Here is a 15,357-nt window from a genome sequence, read left to right on the forward strand (position 1 = left end):
GCTTCATCACGTCAGCATCTGTCCGCCATCGACGGCGATGGTCTGCCCGGTCACCCAGCGCGCAGCGGGCGAAACGAGGAACAGCACCACCTCGGCCACCTCCTCGGGCGTGCCGAGCCGGCCGAACGGGATGCCGGCCAGGATGCGCGCGTAGAGTGGATCACCGGCGAGCCGCCGCCGCTCCCATGACCCGCCCGGGAACTCGATCGAGCCCGGCGCGACGCAGTTCACCCGGATGTTCCGCTTCGCGAGCGCCGCCGCCTGGCTCGTCGTGTAGTGGACGAGCGCGGCCTTCACCGCGCCGTAAGGGGGCGTGCGCGGGCTCGGCTGCAGCCCCGAGATCGACGAGACATGCACGATCGAGCCGCCACCCGCCTCGGCGATGTGCGGGATCGCGGCGTGGCTCGCGCGCACCGAGGCCATGACGTCCACCGCGAGACTTGCCGCCCAGCCGGCCTCGTCATCGGTCGCGCCGAAGCCGGAGGCGTTGTTCACCAGGATCTCGAGCCCGCCGAGTGCGGCGGCCGCATCCTCGATGTAGCGCCGGACGGCATCGCCATCGGCGAGGTCGCACACCGCGCCGTGCGCGGCGAAGGCATCGCGCGCCGCCGCCACGCCATCGGCACCGCGCGCGCACACCGAGACGCGCGCGCCTGCCCGCGTGAGTGCCTCGGCGATCGCCCGGCCGATGCCGCGCGTCCCGCCGGTGACGATCGCGCGTTTGCCCGCCAGCGCCGTCACTGCACGGTGATCCCGGCGGCCTGGATCACGCCCCTCCAGGTCTCGCTCTCGGCGCGGATATGCGCCTCTGCCTCGGCCGGGCCGTGGTGCGGCAGGTCCGAGCCCGCGCGCGCCAGCCCCTCGCGCAGCGCTGCCGAGCCGCGCGCCGCTGCCACGGCAGCCGCGATCCGCTGCACGACCGGCTCCGGGGTCGCACGCGGCACGAACAGCCCGTGCCAGGTGACGACGCTGAGGTCGGGCAGCCCCGCCTCACGCGCGGTCGGCACCTCGGGCAGCGCGCCCATGCGGCTCTCGCCGGTGACGAACAGCGCCGCGACCTTGCCCTCCGCGATGTGGCCCTGCACGGCCGAGAGCAGGGTGATGAAGGCCGCGATCCGCCCGCCGAGCAGATCCGTCATCGCCTCGGGGCTGCCGCGATAGGGCACGTGCTCCAGCCGCACCCCCGTGCGCAGCTTGAACAGCTCCATGCCGAGATGGGCGAGGCTGCCGGGGCCGACACTGGCGTAGGACAGGTCGGAACCGGGTGCGCGTGCCTTGGCGAGGAACTCGGGCAATGTCCGCGCGACCCGCGCATCGGCGGCGAACACGAAAGGCGCGATCGCGAGCAGCGCCACGGGGCGGAGATCGTTCAGCGGATCGATCGGCAGGTTGCTGCGCAGGTGCGGGATCATGGTGAAGCTGCCGGGGAAGCAGACGAGCAGCGTCTGTCCGTCGGGCCGGGCGCGCGCGGCAGCCTCGGCGCCGATCATGCCGCCCGCGCCGGCGCGCGGCTCGGTGATGATCGCATGCCCGCCGATCTGTTCCTTGATCGCATCGGCCCAGAGCCGCGCGGTGAGGTCGACCGTGCTGCCGCCGGGCGCGCAGACGATGATGCGGATGGGGTCCCGGCCGGGCCAGTCCTGGGCGAGGGCGGGGGTGGCCACCAGCAGGGCGGCGAGGGCAGCGGCGATCAGGCGCATGGCGGACGGTTCCCCGAAGCGGTGCGGGGTGAGACTAGTCGAGCGCAGGGGCCGTTCAAGTCGGGCGGCGCAGGGCGCGTTGACAAGCCGGGTCGGGGGTGAGAATGCCGCCGCGCGCGATCTCCGATCGCTCCCCGCCGTGGATGGTGCCTGCCCGGAGAGCGGACGGACCCGATGAGCGGCGGGCGTGCGCCCCGGGCAAGGGCCGCGTCCCGAAACTTCTGGAGCCACGATGCCACCGGTGAACCCGCATTTCGACCACGATCGGGTGGTCTGGCGCGACGAGTATTCCGGCCAGTACGAGCCGGTCGCCTATGACGCGCAGTTCGACGGGCAGTGGAAGCTGTTCCTGGACGGCCAGCAGGGCTTCGTGCGGCACACCGGCGTCGAGACCTCGGACGAGTACATCGACGACCGGATCGAGGAACTGACAGGCGTGGCGGATTACCTGCTGCGGCGGCGCTATGGAATGCTCGCCGAGGCCGTGAAACGGGTCACCGGCCGGGCTGCGCGGGCGCAACGGCGCGGCATCGGTGGGCGGCTCCATCTCGCGCCGAAATTCCCGATCGACCATTTCCAGGGCAAGCGTTGCCTCGACATCGGCTGCGGTGCCGGGCGCTGGACCCGCACGCTGCTGGCACTCGGCGCCTCCGTGAAGTCGGTCGACGTGTCCGAGCACGGGCTGAAATCGACCCGGCGCTTCAACAGCGATGTCGAGCGGCTGGACCTGTTCGAGATCGCCGAGCGCCGGCCCGATCTGCATGGGGCCTTCGACTTCACCCTGTGCTGGGGCGTTGTCATGTGCACCCACGATCCGCTGGTCGCGTTCCGCAATGTCGCGCGCACGGTGAAACCGGGTGGAGAGCTCTATGTGATGGTGTATGCGCCGACCTATCACGCTTCGGAGTTCGTGCTGTCCTCGCGCAGGCACTACCACCGGGCGCTCGCGACCCCGGAGCAGCGCTTCACCTACGTTCTTGAACTGGCCGGCGAGGATCGTGACAACGCCATCAACTACATGGACATGCTCAACACGTTCTACAACTGGACCATCGACGAGGCGACGCTGAACGGCTGGTACGCCATGTGCGGCTTCGAGCCGCCGGTCTTTCTCAACGCCGCCGAGCCGCACAAGGGCGCGCATCACGTCCTGGGCCGCAAGCGCGCGGACGCGCGCGGCTGAGCCGGCTCGTCGATGGCGACGGCCTGGGGGAGGGTGCCGGACGGGTCCGAGGGTCGACCCGCGCGCTGGCCCGCGGCGCGGGGCCTCGTGACGAATGGCCCCGGCGACCGGTTCGCCGATCGCGGTTGCGCGGCTTCGTAATCTGCGGCAAAGCTTGCCGTGTTCCGCGCGGACGGGGCGGTCCGTCCGCGACATGCCGCGCCGCAGCGTCGGCCGGCCAGGGGGAGACGGCGATGCGGGAGACACGCATCGACATCCGCGAGCTGCTCGCGGGCGCGTTCACCATTGCCTTGGGCGCTGCCGCGGTCTGGATCGCGCAGGACTACCCGTTCGGGCAGTTGCGGCGGATGGGCCCGGGCTACTTCCCCACCTCGCTCGGCTGGCTGCTGGTCGCGCTCGGCGCTGCGATCTTCGCCGGCGGCTTCCTGCGCCCCGGGCTCCAGCCCCGGCCCGAGTGGCGCAACATGATCGCGGTGCTGGCCGGCATCCTCGCCTTCGCGCTGATGGTCGAGCGGTTCGGCCTGATCGCCGCCACCGCTGCCCTGGTCTGCATCACCGCTGCCGCGGATCGCGAGTCGAGCCTGCGCGGCACGATCATCCTCGCCCTCTGCCTGATCGCGATGACCGTCGGCATCTTCGTCTACGGCCTTGGCATTCCGTTCCGTCTCTGGAATTGGCCGGCCTGATCCCATGACGCTCATCGACAACCTGGCCCTCGGCTTCGACACCGCGCTTTCGGCGACGACGCTGTTCTGGTGCTTCGTGGGGGTGACGCTCGGCACGTTCATCGGCGTGCTGCCGGGGGTGGGGGCGCTCGCCACCGTCTCGATGCTGCTCCCCCTGACCTTCCACCTCGATCCGACCACGGCCCTCGTGATGCTCGCCGGGATCTATTACGGCGCGCAGTACGGCGGCTCGACCGCCTCGATCCTGCTCAACCTGCCGGGCACGCCCTCGGCCGCGGTGACCTGCCTCGACGGCTATCCGATGGCCAAGCAGGGCCGCGCCGGCGTGGCGCTGGCGATGACCACCTTCGCCTCGTTCTTCGGCTCCTGCGTGGCGATCGTGATCATCGCCAATTTCGCCGCGCCGCTCGCCGAGGTGGCGTTGCGCTTCGGTCCGGCCGAGTACTTCTCCATGATGGTGCTGGGGCTGCTCGCCGCGGCCACGCTCGCCCAGGGCTCCCCCTTCAAGGGGGTGGCGGTGGTGGTGATCGGTCTCGTGCTCGGCCTGGTCGGCACCGATGTGAACACGGGCATGCAGCGCTTCACCTTCGGCATTCCCGACCTGTTCGACGGGCTCAACCTCGTCGCGGTCGCGATGGGGTTGTTCGGCGTTTCCGAGGTGATCGCCAATGTCGGCAAGGTGCGCGCGGTCTCGGGCGATGCCGGCAAGATCACGCTGCGCAGCCTGATCCCGACGCGCGACGATGTGCGCCGGTCCTGGTTCCCGATGGCGCGCGGTTCGGGCGTGGGCGCCTTCTTCGGCATCCTGCCGGGCACCGGCTCCTCGATCGCCGCGTTCATGTCCTACGCGGTCGAGAAGCGCGTGGCGAAGGATCCCTCGCGCTTCGGCAAGGGCGCGATCGAGGGCATCATGGCGCCCGAGAGCGCCAACAACTCCGCCGCCCAGTCCGCCTTCATCCCCACCCTGACGCTGGGCATTCCGGGCGATGCGGTGATGGCGCTGATGCTGGGGGCACTGATGATCCACGGCATCGCGCCCGGCCCGCGCGTGGTGGTGGAGCATCCGCAGCTGTTCTGGGGGCTGATCGCCTCCTTCTGGATCGGCAACATCATGCTGGTGATCCTGAACCTGCCGCTGGTCGGGATCTGGGTGAAGATGCTGCAGATTCCCTATCGCATCCTCTATCCGTCGATCCTGCTGTTCATCTGCATCGGCGTCTATTCGATCAACAACAACGCCTTCGACGTACTTCAGGTGGTGGTGTTCGGCTTGATCGGCTACGGCATGATGATCATGGGCTTCGAGCCGGCGCCGCTGCTGCTGGGCTACATCCTCGGACCGCTGATGGAGGAGCATCTGAGGCGCGCGCTCCTGCTCTCGCGCGGCGACATGAGCGTGTTCCTGACCCGCCCGATCTCGGCCGGGTTCCTGACCGCGACCCTCCTGCTGCTTGCCTTCGTCACCTGGAGCGCGCTGCGCCGCCGCGGCCAGCCCTCGCCGGCGATGGTGGGGGGCTGATCGGGCGCACGGCGCGCCGCTACTTCGCCTCGCGCTGGGCCTCGGCGAGCACGCGCGCCATCTGGCTCAGCGCCGCCTGGTGACGCTCGTTGCTGATCTGCGCGAAGTTCCGTGCCACTTCGAGGCAGAGCCGCTGGCGCTGGGTCAGTTGCACCGCCTCGCCGCCCGTGCCGATGCCGTCGAAGAACCAGCTCACCGGCACGCCGAGCACCTGGGCGATGCCGTAGAGCCGTCCCGCGGAGATGCGGTTCAGCCCGCGCTCGTATTTGTGCGCCTGCTGGTAGGTGACGCCGATTGCCTCGGCGAGCTGCTGCTGGCTCATGCCGAGCAGCAGGCGCCGTTCGCGGATGCGCGCGCCGACATGCCGATCGACGACACCGGCACGCAGCGGCGCAGGCATCGGGCCGCGCTGGCCGTTGCCGTCGGACGGATCGCCCGAGGACGAGATGGTCATGATGATCTCCCGTTCTGGTACGGTCTGGGTGGGCGCCGTACCGTCGGACGATGGCCTAATCCGGACATTCGGCCCTGGGTTGCCGCGGCGCGCGCTCACAAACCCGCGAGGGGCGCCGCGTCGTGCCGGCCTGCGCGCGTCGTCGCCCGACCGGGGGGTGCAGCACCCGGGGACGCCGCCTCAGCCCTTCCGCCCCTGCAGGGCCTCGAGCTCGCGCTTGAGGGCGGCGAGTTCCCCGCGCAGCCGCTCGAGCTCGCGCAACTCCTCCGCCGAGCCCTCCGGCGGCGCCCCGGTCGGGGCCGGCGCCGCGCCGCGATAGAACGGCGCGAACAGGCTGAACGCCCGCTCCATCATGGCGACGTTCTGCTTGCCCATCTCCTCCATCGAGAAGGGGAAGAACCCCTCCATGGTCTGCTGCATCGCCTTGCGCATCTGCTCCTGCTGGCGCGCGAACAGGCCCATCGAGTGTTCGAGGTAGCGCGGCACCAGCGATTGCAGGCTGTCGTCATAGAAGCTGATCAGTTGGCGCAGGAAGCCGATCGGCAGCAGGTTCCGCCCCTTGCCCTCCTCCTCGACAATGATCTGCGTCAGCACCTGGCGCGTGATGTCCTCGCCCGTCTTGGCGTCATAGACGACGAACTCGCGCCCCTCCTTCACCATCTGCGCGAGATGATCGAGCGTGACGTACGACGACGCCTCGGTGTTGTAGAGGCGGCGGTTGGCGTATTTCTTCACCACCACCGGCGGGGCCTGCGCGGATGCTCCGCCCGTGCTGTCGTCAGGAGCGCCCGAACGGACCGGTTCGGCCATCAGCGTCTTCCTCTTGCCGCCATGTTGCAGCGCAGCCTAGCACCGCCGTCCCCCTGCTTCACGCGCTATCTCGCACCGCACCACTGGTCTAGGATGGCGTCCGGAGATGGACGGGACCGATGGACGGGGCCGAGGAGTCAGGGGCCGAGCTCGACGCGCTTGCCCGGGACTGGATCACGCTGTGGCAGAGCGAACTGACCGCGCTCGCGTCCGACCCGGAGGCGGTCGAGGCATGGACGCGGCTGCTGTCGCTCTGGGCCGGCGCGGCCGCGGCGGGGCTCCGGATGGCGCCGCGCACGGACGCCGTGCATGACCCATACGCCGCCCGGCCCGCTCCGCCGCCGCGGACCGCGGCCGCTGGCGCTGCATCTGATGCTGGCGGCGTGGCGGGGGATGGCGGCCGCCGCGACGATGCCGTGCTCGCCCGCATCCTCGACCGGCTCGACGCGATCGAACGGCGGATCGCCGCGCTGGAGGTCGGACGAGGCCGCGGCGCGGGCCGAGGCGCTGGCCGCGCGCCTGGCCGAAGCCGGGCACGCGCCGGCTGAGCTTTCCGGCGCGGTGCTGCGCGAGCTCGCGCGGCAGGACCGCGCGCTGATCGCCGGCATCGCCGCCTATCGCCGCCATCCCTGGCAGCGCACCCTTGCCGATCCGCCCGCGCTTTGGGCCGAGGGGGGCTCGCGGCTGCTCGACTACGGCGCCACCGCCGCGCCGAGCCCGGACGCGCCGGTGCTGCTGGTCGTGCCCTCGCTGGTGAACCGCGCCCATGTGCTCGACCTGATGGAAGGCGGCTCGATGCTGCGCTTCCTGGCCGCGCGCGGGCTCAGGCCGCTCTTGCTCGACTGGGGCTGGCCGGGCGAGGTGGAGCGGCGCTTCACGCTCACCGACTACATCGCAGGACGGCTCGAACGCGCGCTGGCGGTGGCGGCCGGCGAGGCGGGCGGGCCCGTGCTGCTCGTCGGGTACTGCATGGGCGGGCTGCTGACCCTCGCAGCGGCCGGGCGCCGGCCCGATCTCGTGCGCGGTCTCGCGCTGCTGGCGACACCCTGGGACTTCCACGCCGGCGACCCGGACCGCGCGCGCGCGCTCGCCGCGGCGCTGCCGCTCTACGAGCCGGCGCTCGCCTTCGCCGAGGCCCTGCCGGTCGATGTGCTCCAGACCATGTTCGCCGCCCTCGATCCCTTCGGCATCGCCGCCAAGTATCGCGGCTTCGCCCGGCTCGATCCGGCGAGCCCCCGCGCGCGGCTGTTCGTGGCGCTGGAGGACTGGCTGAACGATGGCGTGCCGCTCGCTGCGCCGGTGGCGCGCGAATGTCTCTCGGGCTGGTACGGCCGCAACGATCCGGCGCGCGGGGCGTGGCGCGTGGCCGGCCTGCCGGTCGATCCCGCGGCGGTGCGGGTTCCCTCCTTCGTCGCCGTGCCGGGGCGGGACCGGATCGTGCCGCCGGAGTCCGCGCTGCCGCTCGCCAAGGCGCTGCCCGGCGCGGTGCTGCACCAGCCGACCGCGGGCCATATCGGCATGGCGGCGGGCAGCGGCGCCGAGGCGGCGCTGTGGCGGCCACTCGCCGAGTGGGCGTCTGCCGTGTAGCGGGCGAGCTTGTATGCGGTCCTGCCGCGGTGCACCATCGCAGTCATCCGGGCGCGAGCCCCAACCCGAGGAGAGAGCCAGCCATGACCGAGGTCGTCATCGCCGCCGCCGCGCGCACGCCCGTCGGCTCCTTCAACGGCGCCTTCGCCACGCTGCCGGCGCACGCGCTCGGTGCGGCCGCGATCAAGGGCGCGCTCGGCCGTGCCAAGGTCGCCCCCGAGGAGGTGGACGAGGTGGTCATGGGCCAGATCCTCACCGCGGGGGCCGGCCAGAACCCCGCGCGCCAGGCGGCCATGGCGGCGGGCATCCCGCACGAGAAAACCGCCTACGGGGTGAACCAGCTCTGCGGTTCGGGTCTGCGCACCGTGGCACTCGGCTACCAGGCGATCCTGACGGGCGATGCGAGGATCGTCGTCGCCGGCGGTCAGGAATCCATGACCCAGGCGCCGCACTGCGCGCAGTTGCGCGCGGGCGTGAAGATGGGCACGGCCGAGTTCCTCGACACCATGCTGAAGGACGGGCTGTGGGACGCGTTCCACGGCTACCACATGGGCAACACCGCCGAGAACGTGGCGCAGAAGTACCAGATCACGCGCGACCAGCAGGACGCCTTCGCCGCCGAGAGCCAGCAGAAGGCGGGTGCGGCGATGAAGGCCGGGCGGTTCCGTGACGAGATCGTTCCGGTCACCGTGAAGACGCGCAAGGGCGACGTGGTGGTCGAGAACGACGAGTATCCGCGCCCCGACACCACGGTGGAGGTGCTGGCCAAGCTGCGCCCGGCCTTCTCGAAGGACGGCACGGTGACGGCGGGCAACGCCTCGGGCATCAACGACGGCGCGGCCGCGGTGGTGCTGATGACGGCGGCCGAGGCCGCGAAGCGCGGGGTGACGCCGCTCGCGCGCATCGTCGCCTGGGCGACCGCCGGGGTCGATCCGGCGATCATGGGCACGGGACCGATCCCGGCCAGCCGCATGGCGCTGAAGAAGGCCGGCTGGTCGATCGACGATCTCGACCTGATCGAGGCGAACGAGGCCTTCGCGGCGCAGGCCTGCGCGGTGAACAAGGATCTCGGCTGGGATCCGGCGAAGGTGAACGTGAACGGGGGCGCGATCGCGCTCGGCCATCCGATCGGGGCCTCGGGCGCGCGCGTGCTCAACACGCTCCTGTTCGAGATGCAGCGGCGCAATGCCAAGAAGGGGCTCGCGACGCTCTGCATCGGCGGCGGCATGGGCATCGCGATGTGCGTCGAGCGCTGAGCGCGCGCAACGGAGAAAGCCGGGGCCGGCGGGCGACCGCCGGCCCCGTTTCGTTGGCGAGCGCCCTCAGCAGAAATGCGCCCCGCGCGTCTCCACCATCACGGTGTAGAGGCTCTGGCTCGCGGTCATGAACAGCCGGTTGCGGCGCGCCCCGCCGAAACAGACATTCGAGCAGATCTCGGGCAGCCGGATCTGGCCGATCCGCTCGCCGTTCGGCGCGAAGATGTGCACGCCGTCGTAACCGTCACCCACCCAACCGGCCGAGGACCACACATTGCCGTCCTCGTCGCAGCGGATGCCGTCGGCGAAGCCTGACTTCCCGTCCAGCGTCATGTCGGCGAAGGTGCGCGGGTTGGTCGCGCGCCCGTCCTCGGTCACGTCATAGACCCAGATGATGTTCTTCGCCTGCTCGTAATGGCTGCGCCCGGTATCGGCGACATAGAGGCGGCGGTAATCGGGGCTGAAGCAGAGCCCGTTCGGCTTGAACGGCTCGTCGGCGACCTTGGCCACACGGCCCGACTGCGCATCGATCCGCCAGACCGCCTCCTTCTGGAACGGCCGCGGGCTCGCCGCGCTCTGGGGCACGCGCTCCCCTTCGTAATCCATCAGCGCGCCGTAGCCCGGATCGGTGAACCAGATCGCGCCGTCGCGCGGATGCACCACGCCGTCGTTCGGCGCGTTGAACGGGCCGTCGGGGCTGCGATCGGCGAGCACGGTCATCGATCCGTTGGGCTCGTAGCGCACCACGTCGCGGTTGAAGTGCCGGAACGCGATCTGCCGCCCCTCGCGATCGAAGGTGTTGCCGTTCGAGAAGCCGGAGGGGTAGCGGAAGCGGCGGCTCACCTTCATGTCCTCCTCGGTGAGCCGCAGCGCCTCGTTCGCGGGGATGTCGGACCAGACGAGGAACCGCCCCGTGGCGTGCCAGGCCGGGCCCTCCGCCCAGCTCATCCCGGTATGGACGCGCTGGATCGCGGTGTTGCCGAGCCGCGCGCGGAAGCGCTTGGGGTCGATCGCGATGATGTCGGGATCGGGATACCGCACCGGCGGCGCGTCGGCACCGAAGCGCCGCTGGGCCGCTGCCGGCGCGGCGATCAGTCCCGCCGCGGCCAAAGTCGCGGCGGACAGCACGGCGCGCCGCGAGGCGGCCGTCGGGGTCGTGCTCATGCGTCTCTCTCCCTCGGGGCGGGCCGGCGCCCGGGTCGGCCCGCACCCGCACCGATCTTGCCACAGCCCAGGGTGGCGGACGCAACCGTGACGACGCGATCCTGATCGAATCTCCTTGTCCTGCGCGCGCGCATCGGCTGTCGTAAGGGCGTGCGCTGTTCCGGCGCCAAGATCTCGTCACGGGAGAGGGAACATCCAGATGGCACGTGTCGCACTCGTCACCGGCGGCACCCGCGGCATCGGCGCGGGGATCGCGAAGGCGCTGATCGCGCAGGGGCGCACCGTCGTCGCCTCCTATGCCGGCAACGATGCTGCCGCGCAGGCCTTCGCGCAGGAGACGGGCTGCAAGGTCTACAAGTTCGACGTCGCCGATTTCGAGGCGTGCAAGGAAGCGGTGGCGAAGATCGAGGCCGAGGTCGGCCCGATCGAGATCCTTGTGAACAACGCCGGCATCACCCGCGACGCCACCATGAAGCGGCTGACGCGCGAGATGTGGGATGCCGTGATCGATACCAATCTCGGCTCCTGCTACAACCTCTGCAAGCTCGTGTGGGACGGCATGACCGCGCGCAAGTTCGGCCGCATCGTCAACATCGGCAGCGTGAACGGCCAGGCCGGGCAATACGGCCAGGTGAACTACGCGGCGGCGAAGTCGGGCATCCACGGCTTCACCAAGGCGCTCGCGCAGGAGGGCGCGCGCTCGGGCATCACCGTGAACGCGGTCGCCCCCGGCTACATCGACACCGACATGGTGCGCGCGGTGCCGCAGGACGTGCTGGAGAAGATCATCGGCCGCATTCCCGTCGGCCGGCTCGGCACGGTCGAGGACATCGCGCGCGGCGTCGCGTTCCTGACCGCCGACGAGGCATCCTTCGTCACCGGCTCCACGCTCTCGATCAACGGCGGCCAGCACATGTACTGAGGACGACGCCGATGGCCTGGATCGTGCTGGCCTTCGACGGCGAGGATGTGGAGGCGCCGGCGCGGCGCGCCTCCGCGCGCGAGCGCCATCTCGCGGCGCTGAACGCGATGGCGGCGGATGGGCGGCTCGCGCTCGGCGTGCCGCTGATCGAGCGCGATGGGCGGATCGCGGGCTCGCTGATGGTGCTCTCGGGCGAGACCGAGGCCGATCGCGACGCCTATCTCGCCGAGGAGCCGTTTGCGCGCGAGGGGGTGTGGACGCGGATCGATGCGATGCCGTTCCGCATCGCGCTCTTGCCCTATCGGGCGCTGCCGGGGCCGGGCACGCCCCTGCCGACCGCGCGCACGCACACCGTGGTCGTGGCGATGGATGGCTCGGATGCGGAGGCGCCCGCCCGCCGCATGGCGGCCCGGCCGGCCCATTTCGCGCGCGTCACCCCCGCCGCCGAGCGGGGCGAGCTCACGCTCGGCGGCGCGGTGCTGGATGCCCCGGGCGGTCAGATGATCGGCTCGGTCGCGATCACGGCGCACGCGACCGACGAGGCCGCGCGGGCGTTCTGGAACGATGACCCTTACGTGACGGACGGCGTGTGGCGGGATCTGCGCATCTGGGGCACGCGGATCGCGCCGCTGCCGTATCGGCCGCTGCCCGGTGCGGCCGGCTAGCCGCCGCGACGGCTCGCCGCGCGCAAGCCCGACCCTCTGACGGAGAGGCAGGATGCCGACGACGCTGGTGCATTTCGCGACCAATCGCGAGGAGATCGTCCAGGACGGCGAGGTGGTGGGCTTCGGCCCGAGGCTCAACCCGAAATCGCCGCTCTGGCTGCGCTACGGCACCGCCGACATGGCGCTGCCGAGGAACCGCGCCGGCCCGTTCGGCATCTCGGCGCTCCGCGTCGCGCCGGAGCAGATCCCGGGCGTCACCGCCGATGCGCAGGATGCGCCCGTGCTCGGCAGCGACGCGGTGTTCGAGGGGCTGCGGCGACGGCTGATCGAGAACGAGTCCGACCTGCTGCTGATGCTGCACGGCTATGCCTGCGATTTCGGCTGCGCCCTCTCCAACGCCGCCGAGCTCAAGACGCAGTGGGGCACCAAGGCCAACCCGATCGAGACGGCGATCTTCTCCTGGCCGGCGGACGGCAAGGTCGTGCCCTGGCTGAGCTACGCCTCGGACCGCGACGACGCCCGTTCCTCGGCCAAGGCGGTGGCGCGCGCGCTGCACCGGCTGATGGCCTATCTGCGCGCGCTGCCGAGCAAGGACTGGTGCCGTGCCGACATCCACCTGGTCGCGCACTCGATGGGCAACTACATGCTGCGCAATGCCCTGCAGGCGCTGATCTCGGACCTCGGCGGGCGACCGCTGCCGCGTCTGTTCAAGACCATCTTCCTGATGGCGGCGGACGAGGACAATGACGCCTTCGAGGATCCGAGGAAACTCGCCCGCCTGCCGGAGCTCGCGGAGTCCGTCTACGTCTATTTCGCCCGCAACGACCGCGCGCTGACCATCAGCGACCTCAGCAAGGGCAATCCCGACCGGCTCGGCACGACGGGGCCGCGCACGCTGACGCAACTGCCGCAGAAGGTGACGCTGGTCGACTGCACCGACGTCTCCGAGACCGGCGGATCGGTGAAGGACCGCGTGACGGACGCGAACCACCAGTACTACCGCAAGCGCGCGGAAGTGATCGCGGATGTGCGCCAGGTGCTGGCCGGCGCAGCACCCGAGCAGGTCTCGGGCCGCGACTGGATTCCCGCGCGCTCCTGCTTCCGCATCCGCCCTGCGAAGCGCTGAGCCCGGGGTCGTTCGCCCCCTTGCCATCGCCGACCGCGTGCGGGCAGGGTGCGGCCGCCGTGTTCTCCCGTATCGCGACCCATCTCAGCGCCCGCCGGGGCTGGCGCGCGCCGGTCACCGCGGCCGCGCTGGGCGCCCTGGCGGCGGCCGCGCTCCCGCCGCTGCATCTCGTGCCGGTGCTCTGGTTGGCCTTCCCTGGCCTGCTCCTGCTGGCCGGTTCGCGGCCGACCCCGCGCGGCGCCCTGCTCGTCGGCTGGGCCTGGGGGTTCGGGCATTTCGTCGCCGGGCTCTACTGGATCTCGAACGCGCTCCTGACGGAGGCGGATCGTTTCGCTTGGCTGGTGCCGCTCGCGGTGCCCGGAATCGCCGCGGTGCTGGCGCTGTTCGTCGCGGCTCCTGTGGTGCTGGCGCTGCGCTGGCCCGCGGGCTGGCCGCGCGTGCTCGCCTTCGCGGGACTCTGGACGCTCGCCGAGGTCGCGCGCGGCTACGTGCTGACAGGGTTCCCGTGGAATCTGCTCGGCACGGTCTGGGCGTTCGGAGCCTTGCCGGTGCAGGGTGCCGCCTGGATCGGCACGCATGGGCTGTCGGCGCTGACGGTGGTGCTCGCCTGCCTGCCGCTGGTGTGGGGACGGACGGCGTGGGTTGTGGGCGGGGTGGTTCTGGCGGGCGGGGTGCTGTTCGGGCTCGTGCGGCTCGCGCTCGAGGAGCCGCCGCCCGGGCCGGTCGAGCTCCGCATCGTGCAGGGCAACGTCGCGCAGCAGCACAAGTGGCGCGAGGAGCTCCGGATCGCGCATTTCCGCCGCTATCTCGGCCTGACCGCGAACGCCCCGCCGGCGGAGGGCGAGGGGCCGGTGGTGGTGGTCTGGCCCGAGACCGCGAGCCCCTACATGCTCGACAACGACGCCACCGCGCGTGCGCTCGCGGCCGGCGCGCTGCCCGAGGAGGCGCTGCTGATCGCCGGCAGCGTGCGGATCGAGCGGCGCGCGGAGGGAGCCGAGCCGCCGGTGCGGGTCTGGAACAGTCTGCTGGCGATCGACCGCAACGCCGAGGTGGTGGCGATCTATGACAAGCACCACCTCGTGCCGTTCGGCGAGTACGTGCCGCTCCGCTCCGTGCTGCCGATCGAGACCGTGGTGCCGGGCAATCTCGACTTCTCGGCGGGACCGGGGCCGCGCACGCTCGCGCTGCCCGACCGGCGCGTGCCGCCGTTCAGCCCGCTGATCTGCTACGAGGTGATCTTTCCCGGCAACGTCGTCGCTGCGGGCGAGCGGCCGGCCTGGCTGCTCAACCTGACGAACGATGCGTGGTTCGGCGTCTCGTCCGGACCCTACCAGCATCTCGCCTCGGCGCGGATGCGCGCGGTCGAGGAGGGGCTGCCGCTGGTGCGCGCGGCCAATACCGGCGTGTCTTCCGTGTTCGATGCGCGCGGTCGCGTCGTGGCGTCGCTGGGGCTGAACCTGACGGGCGTGATCGCCGCGCCGTTGCCGGCCGCGCGTGCACCCACCCCGTATGCACGCGCGGGCGTATGGTTGCCGGTCGGCATCTCGATCCTGTTGCTTGGTGTCGCAACTGCACTTGGCAGACGGACGCATGTAGTGTCTTAAAAATACGTCTTTTGCGGTATTGGTGATATGTTTTCCAGCGGGTTGATCTGCCGTTGACGCGCTAGAGTTGTATCGTATACCCTTCCTCAACGACTGGAGCAGAAGGGACCGGTCGCGTGTTTGGGGGATGAAGGTCGGATGAGCGAGACGGGAATGCCAGCCTCCGGCCGAAAGGGGGACTGGATGATGACTGAAGAAATCACCGAGAAGCCCGAACGGGAAAGCCGGCCGAGCCCGATCGACGTGCATGTCGGCAGCCGAATCCGGCTGCGGCGCACCCTGCTCGGCATGAGCCAGGAGCGGCTTGGGGAAGCCCTCGGGCTCACCTTCCAGCAGGTGCAGAAGTACGAGCGCGGCGTGAACCGTGTCGGCGCGTCGCGTCTGTTCGATCTCGCGCGCGTGCTCGACGTGCCGATCAGCTTCTTCTTCGACGACATGCCCGAGCCGCTGGCCAAGGAGTATGGCGGCTCGGCGGTGCGTCGCGCGGTCGGCTTCGCCGAGCCTCAGGAGGGGTTCGACGACGAGACGCTGCACCGGCGCGAGACGCTTGAACTGGTGCGCGCCTACTACCGCATCACCGATCCGTCGGTGCGCAAGCGGGTGTTCGACCTGATCAAGTCGCTCGCCCCGATCGACCAGCCGGGCAACTGACGCTGCGGTCGCGCTCGCGCGTGGCGGCGG

16 protein-coding genes are annotated in these 15,357 nt (G+C 71.0%); 11 read left to right on the forward strand and 5 right to left on the reverse strand.

Annotated features, from left to right (window positions below; genetic code table 11):
- Nucleotides 1-6: 6 nt before the first annotated feature.
- Nucleotides 7-741, reverse strand: a complete 735-nt coding sequence (locus tag F563_RS0110720) for an SDR family NAD(P)-dependent oxidoreductase (RefSeq protein ID WP_019014673.1) — start codon at nucleotides 739-741, stop codon at nucleotides 7-9.
- The gene (locus F563_RS0110725; protein ID WP_019014674.1) at nucleotides 738-1,700 is read right to left on the reverse strand and encodes a Bug family tripartite tricarboxylate transporter substrate binding protein; all 963 of its coding nucleotides are present in this window, start codon (nucleotides 1,698-1,700) and stop codon (nucleotides 738-740) included. Before F563_RS0110725 ends, F563_RS0110720 begins: the two co-directional genes overlap by 4 nt.
- Nucleotides 1,701-1,932: 232 nt before the next feature.
- Here F563_RS0110725 and F563_RS23950 point away from each other — a divergent pair, with 232 nt between their 5' ends.
- The 3 genes from F563_RS23950 (at nucleotide 1,933) to F563_RS0110740 (ending at nucleotide 5,088) form a co-directional block, all read left to right on the forward strand.
- Nucleotides 1,933-2,883: a class I SAM-dependent methyltransferase gene (locus F563_RS23950; protein WP_084596530.1), complete on the forward strand. Its 951-nt coding sequence runs from the start codon at nucleotides 1,933-1,935 to the stop codon at nucleotides 2,881-2,883.
- Between the two features lie 233 nt (nucleotides 2,884-3,116).
- Nucleotides 3,117-3,569: a tripartite tricarboxylate transporter TctB family protein gene (locus F563_RS0110735; protein WP_019014676.1), complete on the forward strand. Its 453-nt coding sequence runs from the start codon at nucleotides 3,117-3,119 to the stop codon at nucleotides 3,567-3,569.
- Between the two features lie 4 nt (nucleotides 3,570-3,573).
- Nucleotides 3,574-5,088 (forward strand): tripartite tricarboxylate transporter permease, encoded by a 1,515-nt coding sequence (locus tag F563_RS0110740; RefSeq protein WP_019014677.1) that lies wholly within the window; start codon nucleotides 3,574-3,576, stop codon nucleotides 5,086-5,088.
- Between the two features lie 19 nt (nucleotides 5,089-5,107).
- Here the strand turns inward: F563_RS0110740 and F563_RS0110745 are convergent, their stop codons facing one another.
- Together F563_RS0110745 and phaR are read right to left on the reverse strand one after the other, a co-directional pair.
- Entirely contained in the window at nucleotides 5,108-5,542 is a 435-nt protein-coding gene (locus tag F563_RS0110745; RefSeq protein WP_019014678.1) for a helix-turn-helix domain-containing protein, read from the reverse strand.
- A 180-nt stretch (nucleotides 5,543-5,722) separates the two neighbouring features.
- Entirely contained in the window at nucleotides 5,723-6,352 is a 630-nt protein-coding gene (gene phaR / locus F563_RS0110750; RefSeq protein ID WP_019014679.1) for a polyhydroxyalkanoate synthesis repressor PhaR, read from the reverse strand.
- Nucleotides 6,353-6,471: 119 nt separating this feature from the next.
- Between phaR and F563_RS25610 the strand changes: the two genes are divergently transcribed.
- The 3 genes from F563_RS25610 (at nucleotide 6,472) to F563_RS0110760 (ending at nucleotide 9,195) form a co-directional block, all read left to right on the forward strand.
- Nucleotides 6,472-6,900, forward strand: a complete 429-nt coding sequence (locus tag F563_RS25610) for a hypothetical protein (protein WP_019014680.1) — start codon at nucleotides 6,472-6,474, stop codon at nucleotides 6,898-6,900.
- A 13-nt stretch (nucleotides 6,901-6,913) separates the two neighbouring features.
- The gene (locus F563_RS0110755) at nucleotides 6,914-7,939 is read left to right on the forward strand and encodes an alpha/beta fold hydrolase (RefSeq protein ID WP_019014681.1); all 1,026 of its coding nucleotides are present in this window, start codon (nucleotides 6,914-6,916) and stop codon (nucleotides 7,937-7,939) included.
- 83 nt (nucleotides 7,940-8,022) lie between these two features.
- Nucleotides 8,023-9,195 (forward strand): acetyl-CoA C-acetyltransferase, encoded by a 1,173-nt coding sequence (locus F563_RS0110760; RefSeq protein ID WP_019014682.1) that lies wholly within the window; start codon nucleotides 8,023-8,025, stop codon nucleotides 9,193-9,195.
- A gap of 66 nt (nucleotides 9,196-9,261) precedes the next feature.
- Here F563_RS0110760 and F563_RS0110765 read toward each other — a convergent pair whose 3' ends face one another.
- Entirely contained in the window at nucleotides 9,262-10,359 is a 1,098-nt protein-coding gene (locus F563_RS0110765) for an SMP-30/gluconolactonase/LRE family protein (protein ID WP_019014683.1), read from the reverse strand.
- A 199-nt stretch (nucleotides 10,360-10,558) separates the two neighbouring features.
- On the opposite strand from F563_RS0110765, the gene phbB reads away from it, so the two are divergent.
- From phbB to F563_RS0110790, 5 genes are all read left to right on the forward strand, one after another.
- The gene (phbB, locus tag F563_RS0110770) at nucleotides 10,559-11,281 is read left to right on the forward strand and encodes an acetoacetyl-CoA reductase (RefSeq protein WP_019014684.1); all 723 of its coding nucleotides are present in this window, start codon (nucleotides 10,559-10,561) and stop codon (nucleotides 11,279-11,281) included.
- A gap of 11 nt (nucleotides 11,282-11,292) precedes the next feature.
- A complete protein-coding gene (locus F563_RS23955) occupies nucleotides 11,293-11,946 on the forward strand; it encodes a YciI family protein (RefSeq protein ID WP_019014685.1) in 654 nt (217 codons plus the stop codon).
- A gap of 52 nt (nucleotides 11,947-11,998) precedes the next feature.
- A complete protein-coding gene (locus F563_RS22290) occupies nucleotides 11,999-13,072 on the forward strand; it encodes an alpha/beta hydrolase (RefSeq protein WP_019014686.1) in 1,074 nt (357 codons plus the stop codon).
- A 59-nt stretch (nucleotides 13,073-13,131) separates the two neighbouring features.
- The gene (gene lnt / locus F563_RS0110785) at nucleotides 13,132-14,676 is read left to right on the forward strand and encodes an apolipoprotein N-acyltransferase (RefSeq protein WP_019014687.1); all 1,545 of its coding nucleotides are present in this window, start codon (nucleotides 13,132-13,134) and stop codon (nucleotides 14,674-14,676) included.
- A 183-nt stretch (nucleotides 14,677-14,859) separates the two neighbouring features.
- Nucleotides 14,860-15,327: a helix-turn-helix domain-containing protein gene (locus tag F563_RS0110790; protein WP_019014688.1), complete on the forward strand. Its 468-nt coding sequence runs from the start codon at nucleotides 14,860-14,862 to the stop codon at nucleotides 15,325-15,327.
- Nucleotides 15,328-15,357 lie beyond the last annotated feature (30 nt).

This window comes from Elioraea tepidiphila DSM 17972 (assembly GCF_000378465.1).
Lineage (GTDB): Bacteria > Pseudomonadota > Alphaproteobacteria > Acetobacterales > Acetobacteraceae > Elioraea > Elioraea tepidiphila.

What these genes read in the sequence shown, in the direction of transcription:
- F563_RS0110725 (WP_019014674.1), bottom strand. Translation starts at nt 1,700, where the DNA reads ATGCGCCTGATCGCCGCTGCCCTCGCCGCCCTGCTGGTGGCCACCCCC.
- F563_RS23950 (WP_084596530.1), top strand. Translation starts at nt 1,933, where the DNA reads ATGCCACCGGTGAACCCGCATTTCGACCACGATCGGGTGGTCTGGCGC.
- F563_RS0110735 (WP_019014676.1), top strand. Translation starts at nt 3,117, where the DNA reads ATGCGGGAGACACGCATCGACATCCGCGAGCTGCTCGCGGGCGCGTTC.
- F563_RS0110740 (WP_019014677.1), top strand. Translation starts at nt 3,574, where the DNA reads ATGACGCTCATCGACAACCTGGCCCTCGGCTTCGACACCGCGCTTTCG.
- F563_RS0110745 (WP_019014678.1), bottom strand. Translation starts at nt 5,542, where the DNA reads ATGACCATCTCGTCCTCGGGCGATCCGTCCGACGGCAACGGCCAGCGC.
- phaR (WP_019014679.1), bottom strand. Translation starts at nt 6,352, where the DNA reads ATGGCCGAACCGGTCCGTTCGGGCGCTCCTGACGACAGCACGGGCGGA.
- F563_RS25610 (WP_019014680.1), top strand. Translation starts at nt 6,472, where the DNA reads ATGGACGGGGCCGAGGAGTCAGGGGCCGAGCTCGACGCGCTTGCCCGG.
- F563_RS0110760 (WP_019014682.1), top strand. Translation starts at nt 8,023, where the DNA reads ATGACCGAGGTCGTCATCGCCGCCGCCGCGCGCACGCCCGTCGGCTCC.
- F563_RS0110765 (WP_019014683.1), bottom strand. Translation starts at nt 10,359, where the DNA reads ATGAGCACGACCCCGACGGCCGCCTCGCGGCGCGCCGTGCTGTCCGCC.
- phbB (WP_019014684.1), top strand. Translation starts at nt 10,559, where the DNA reads ATGGCACGTGTCGCACTCGTCACCGGCGGCACCCGCGGCATCGGCGCG.
- F563_RS23955 (WP_019014685.1), top strand. Translation starts at nt 11,293, where the DNA reads ATGGCCTGGATCGTGCTGGCCTTCGACGGCGAGGATGTGGAGGCGCCG.
- F563_RS22290 (WP_019014686.1), top strand. Translation starts at nt 11,999, where the DNA reads ATGCCGACGACGCTGGTGCATTTCGCGACCAATCGCGAGGAGATCGTC.
- F563_RS0110790 (WP_019014688.1), top strand. Translation starts at nt 14,860, where the DNA reads ATGATGACTGAAGAAATCACCGAGAAGCCCGAACGGGAAAGCCGGCCG.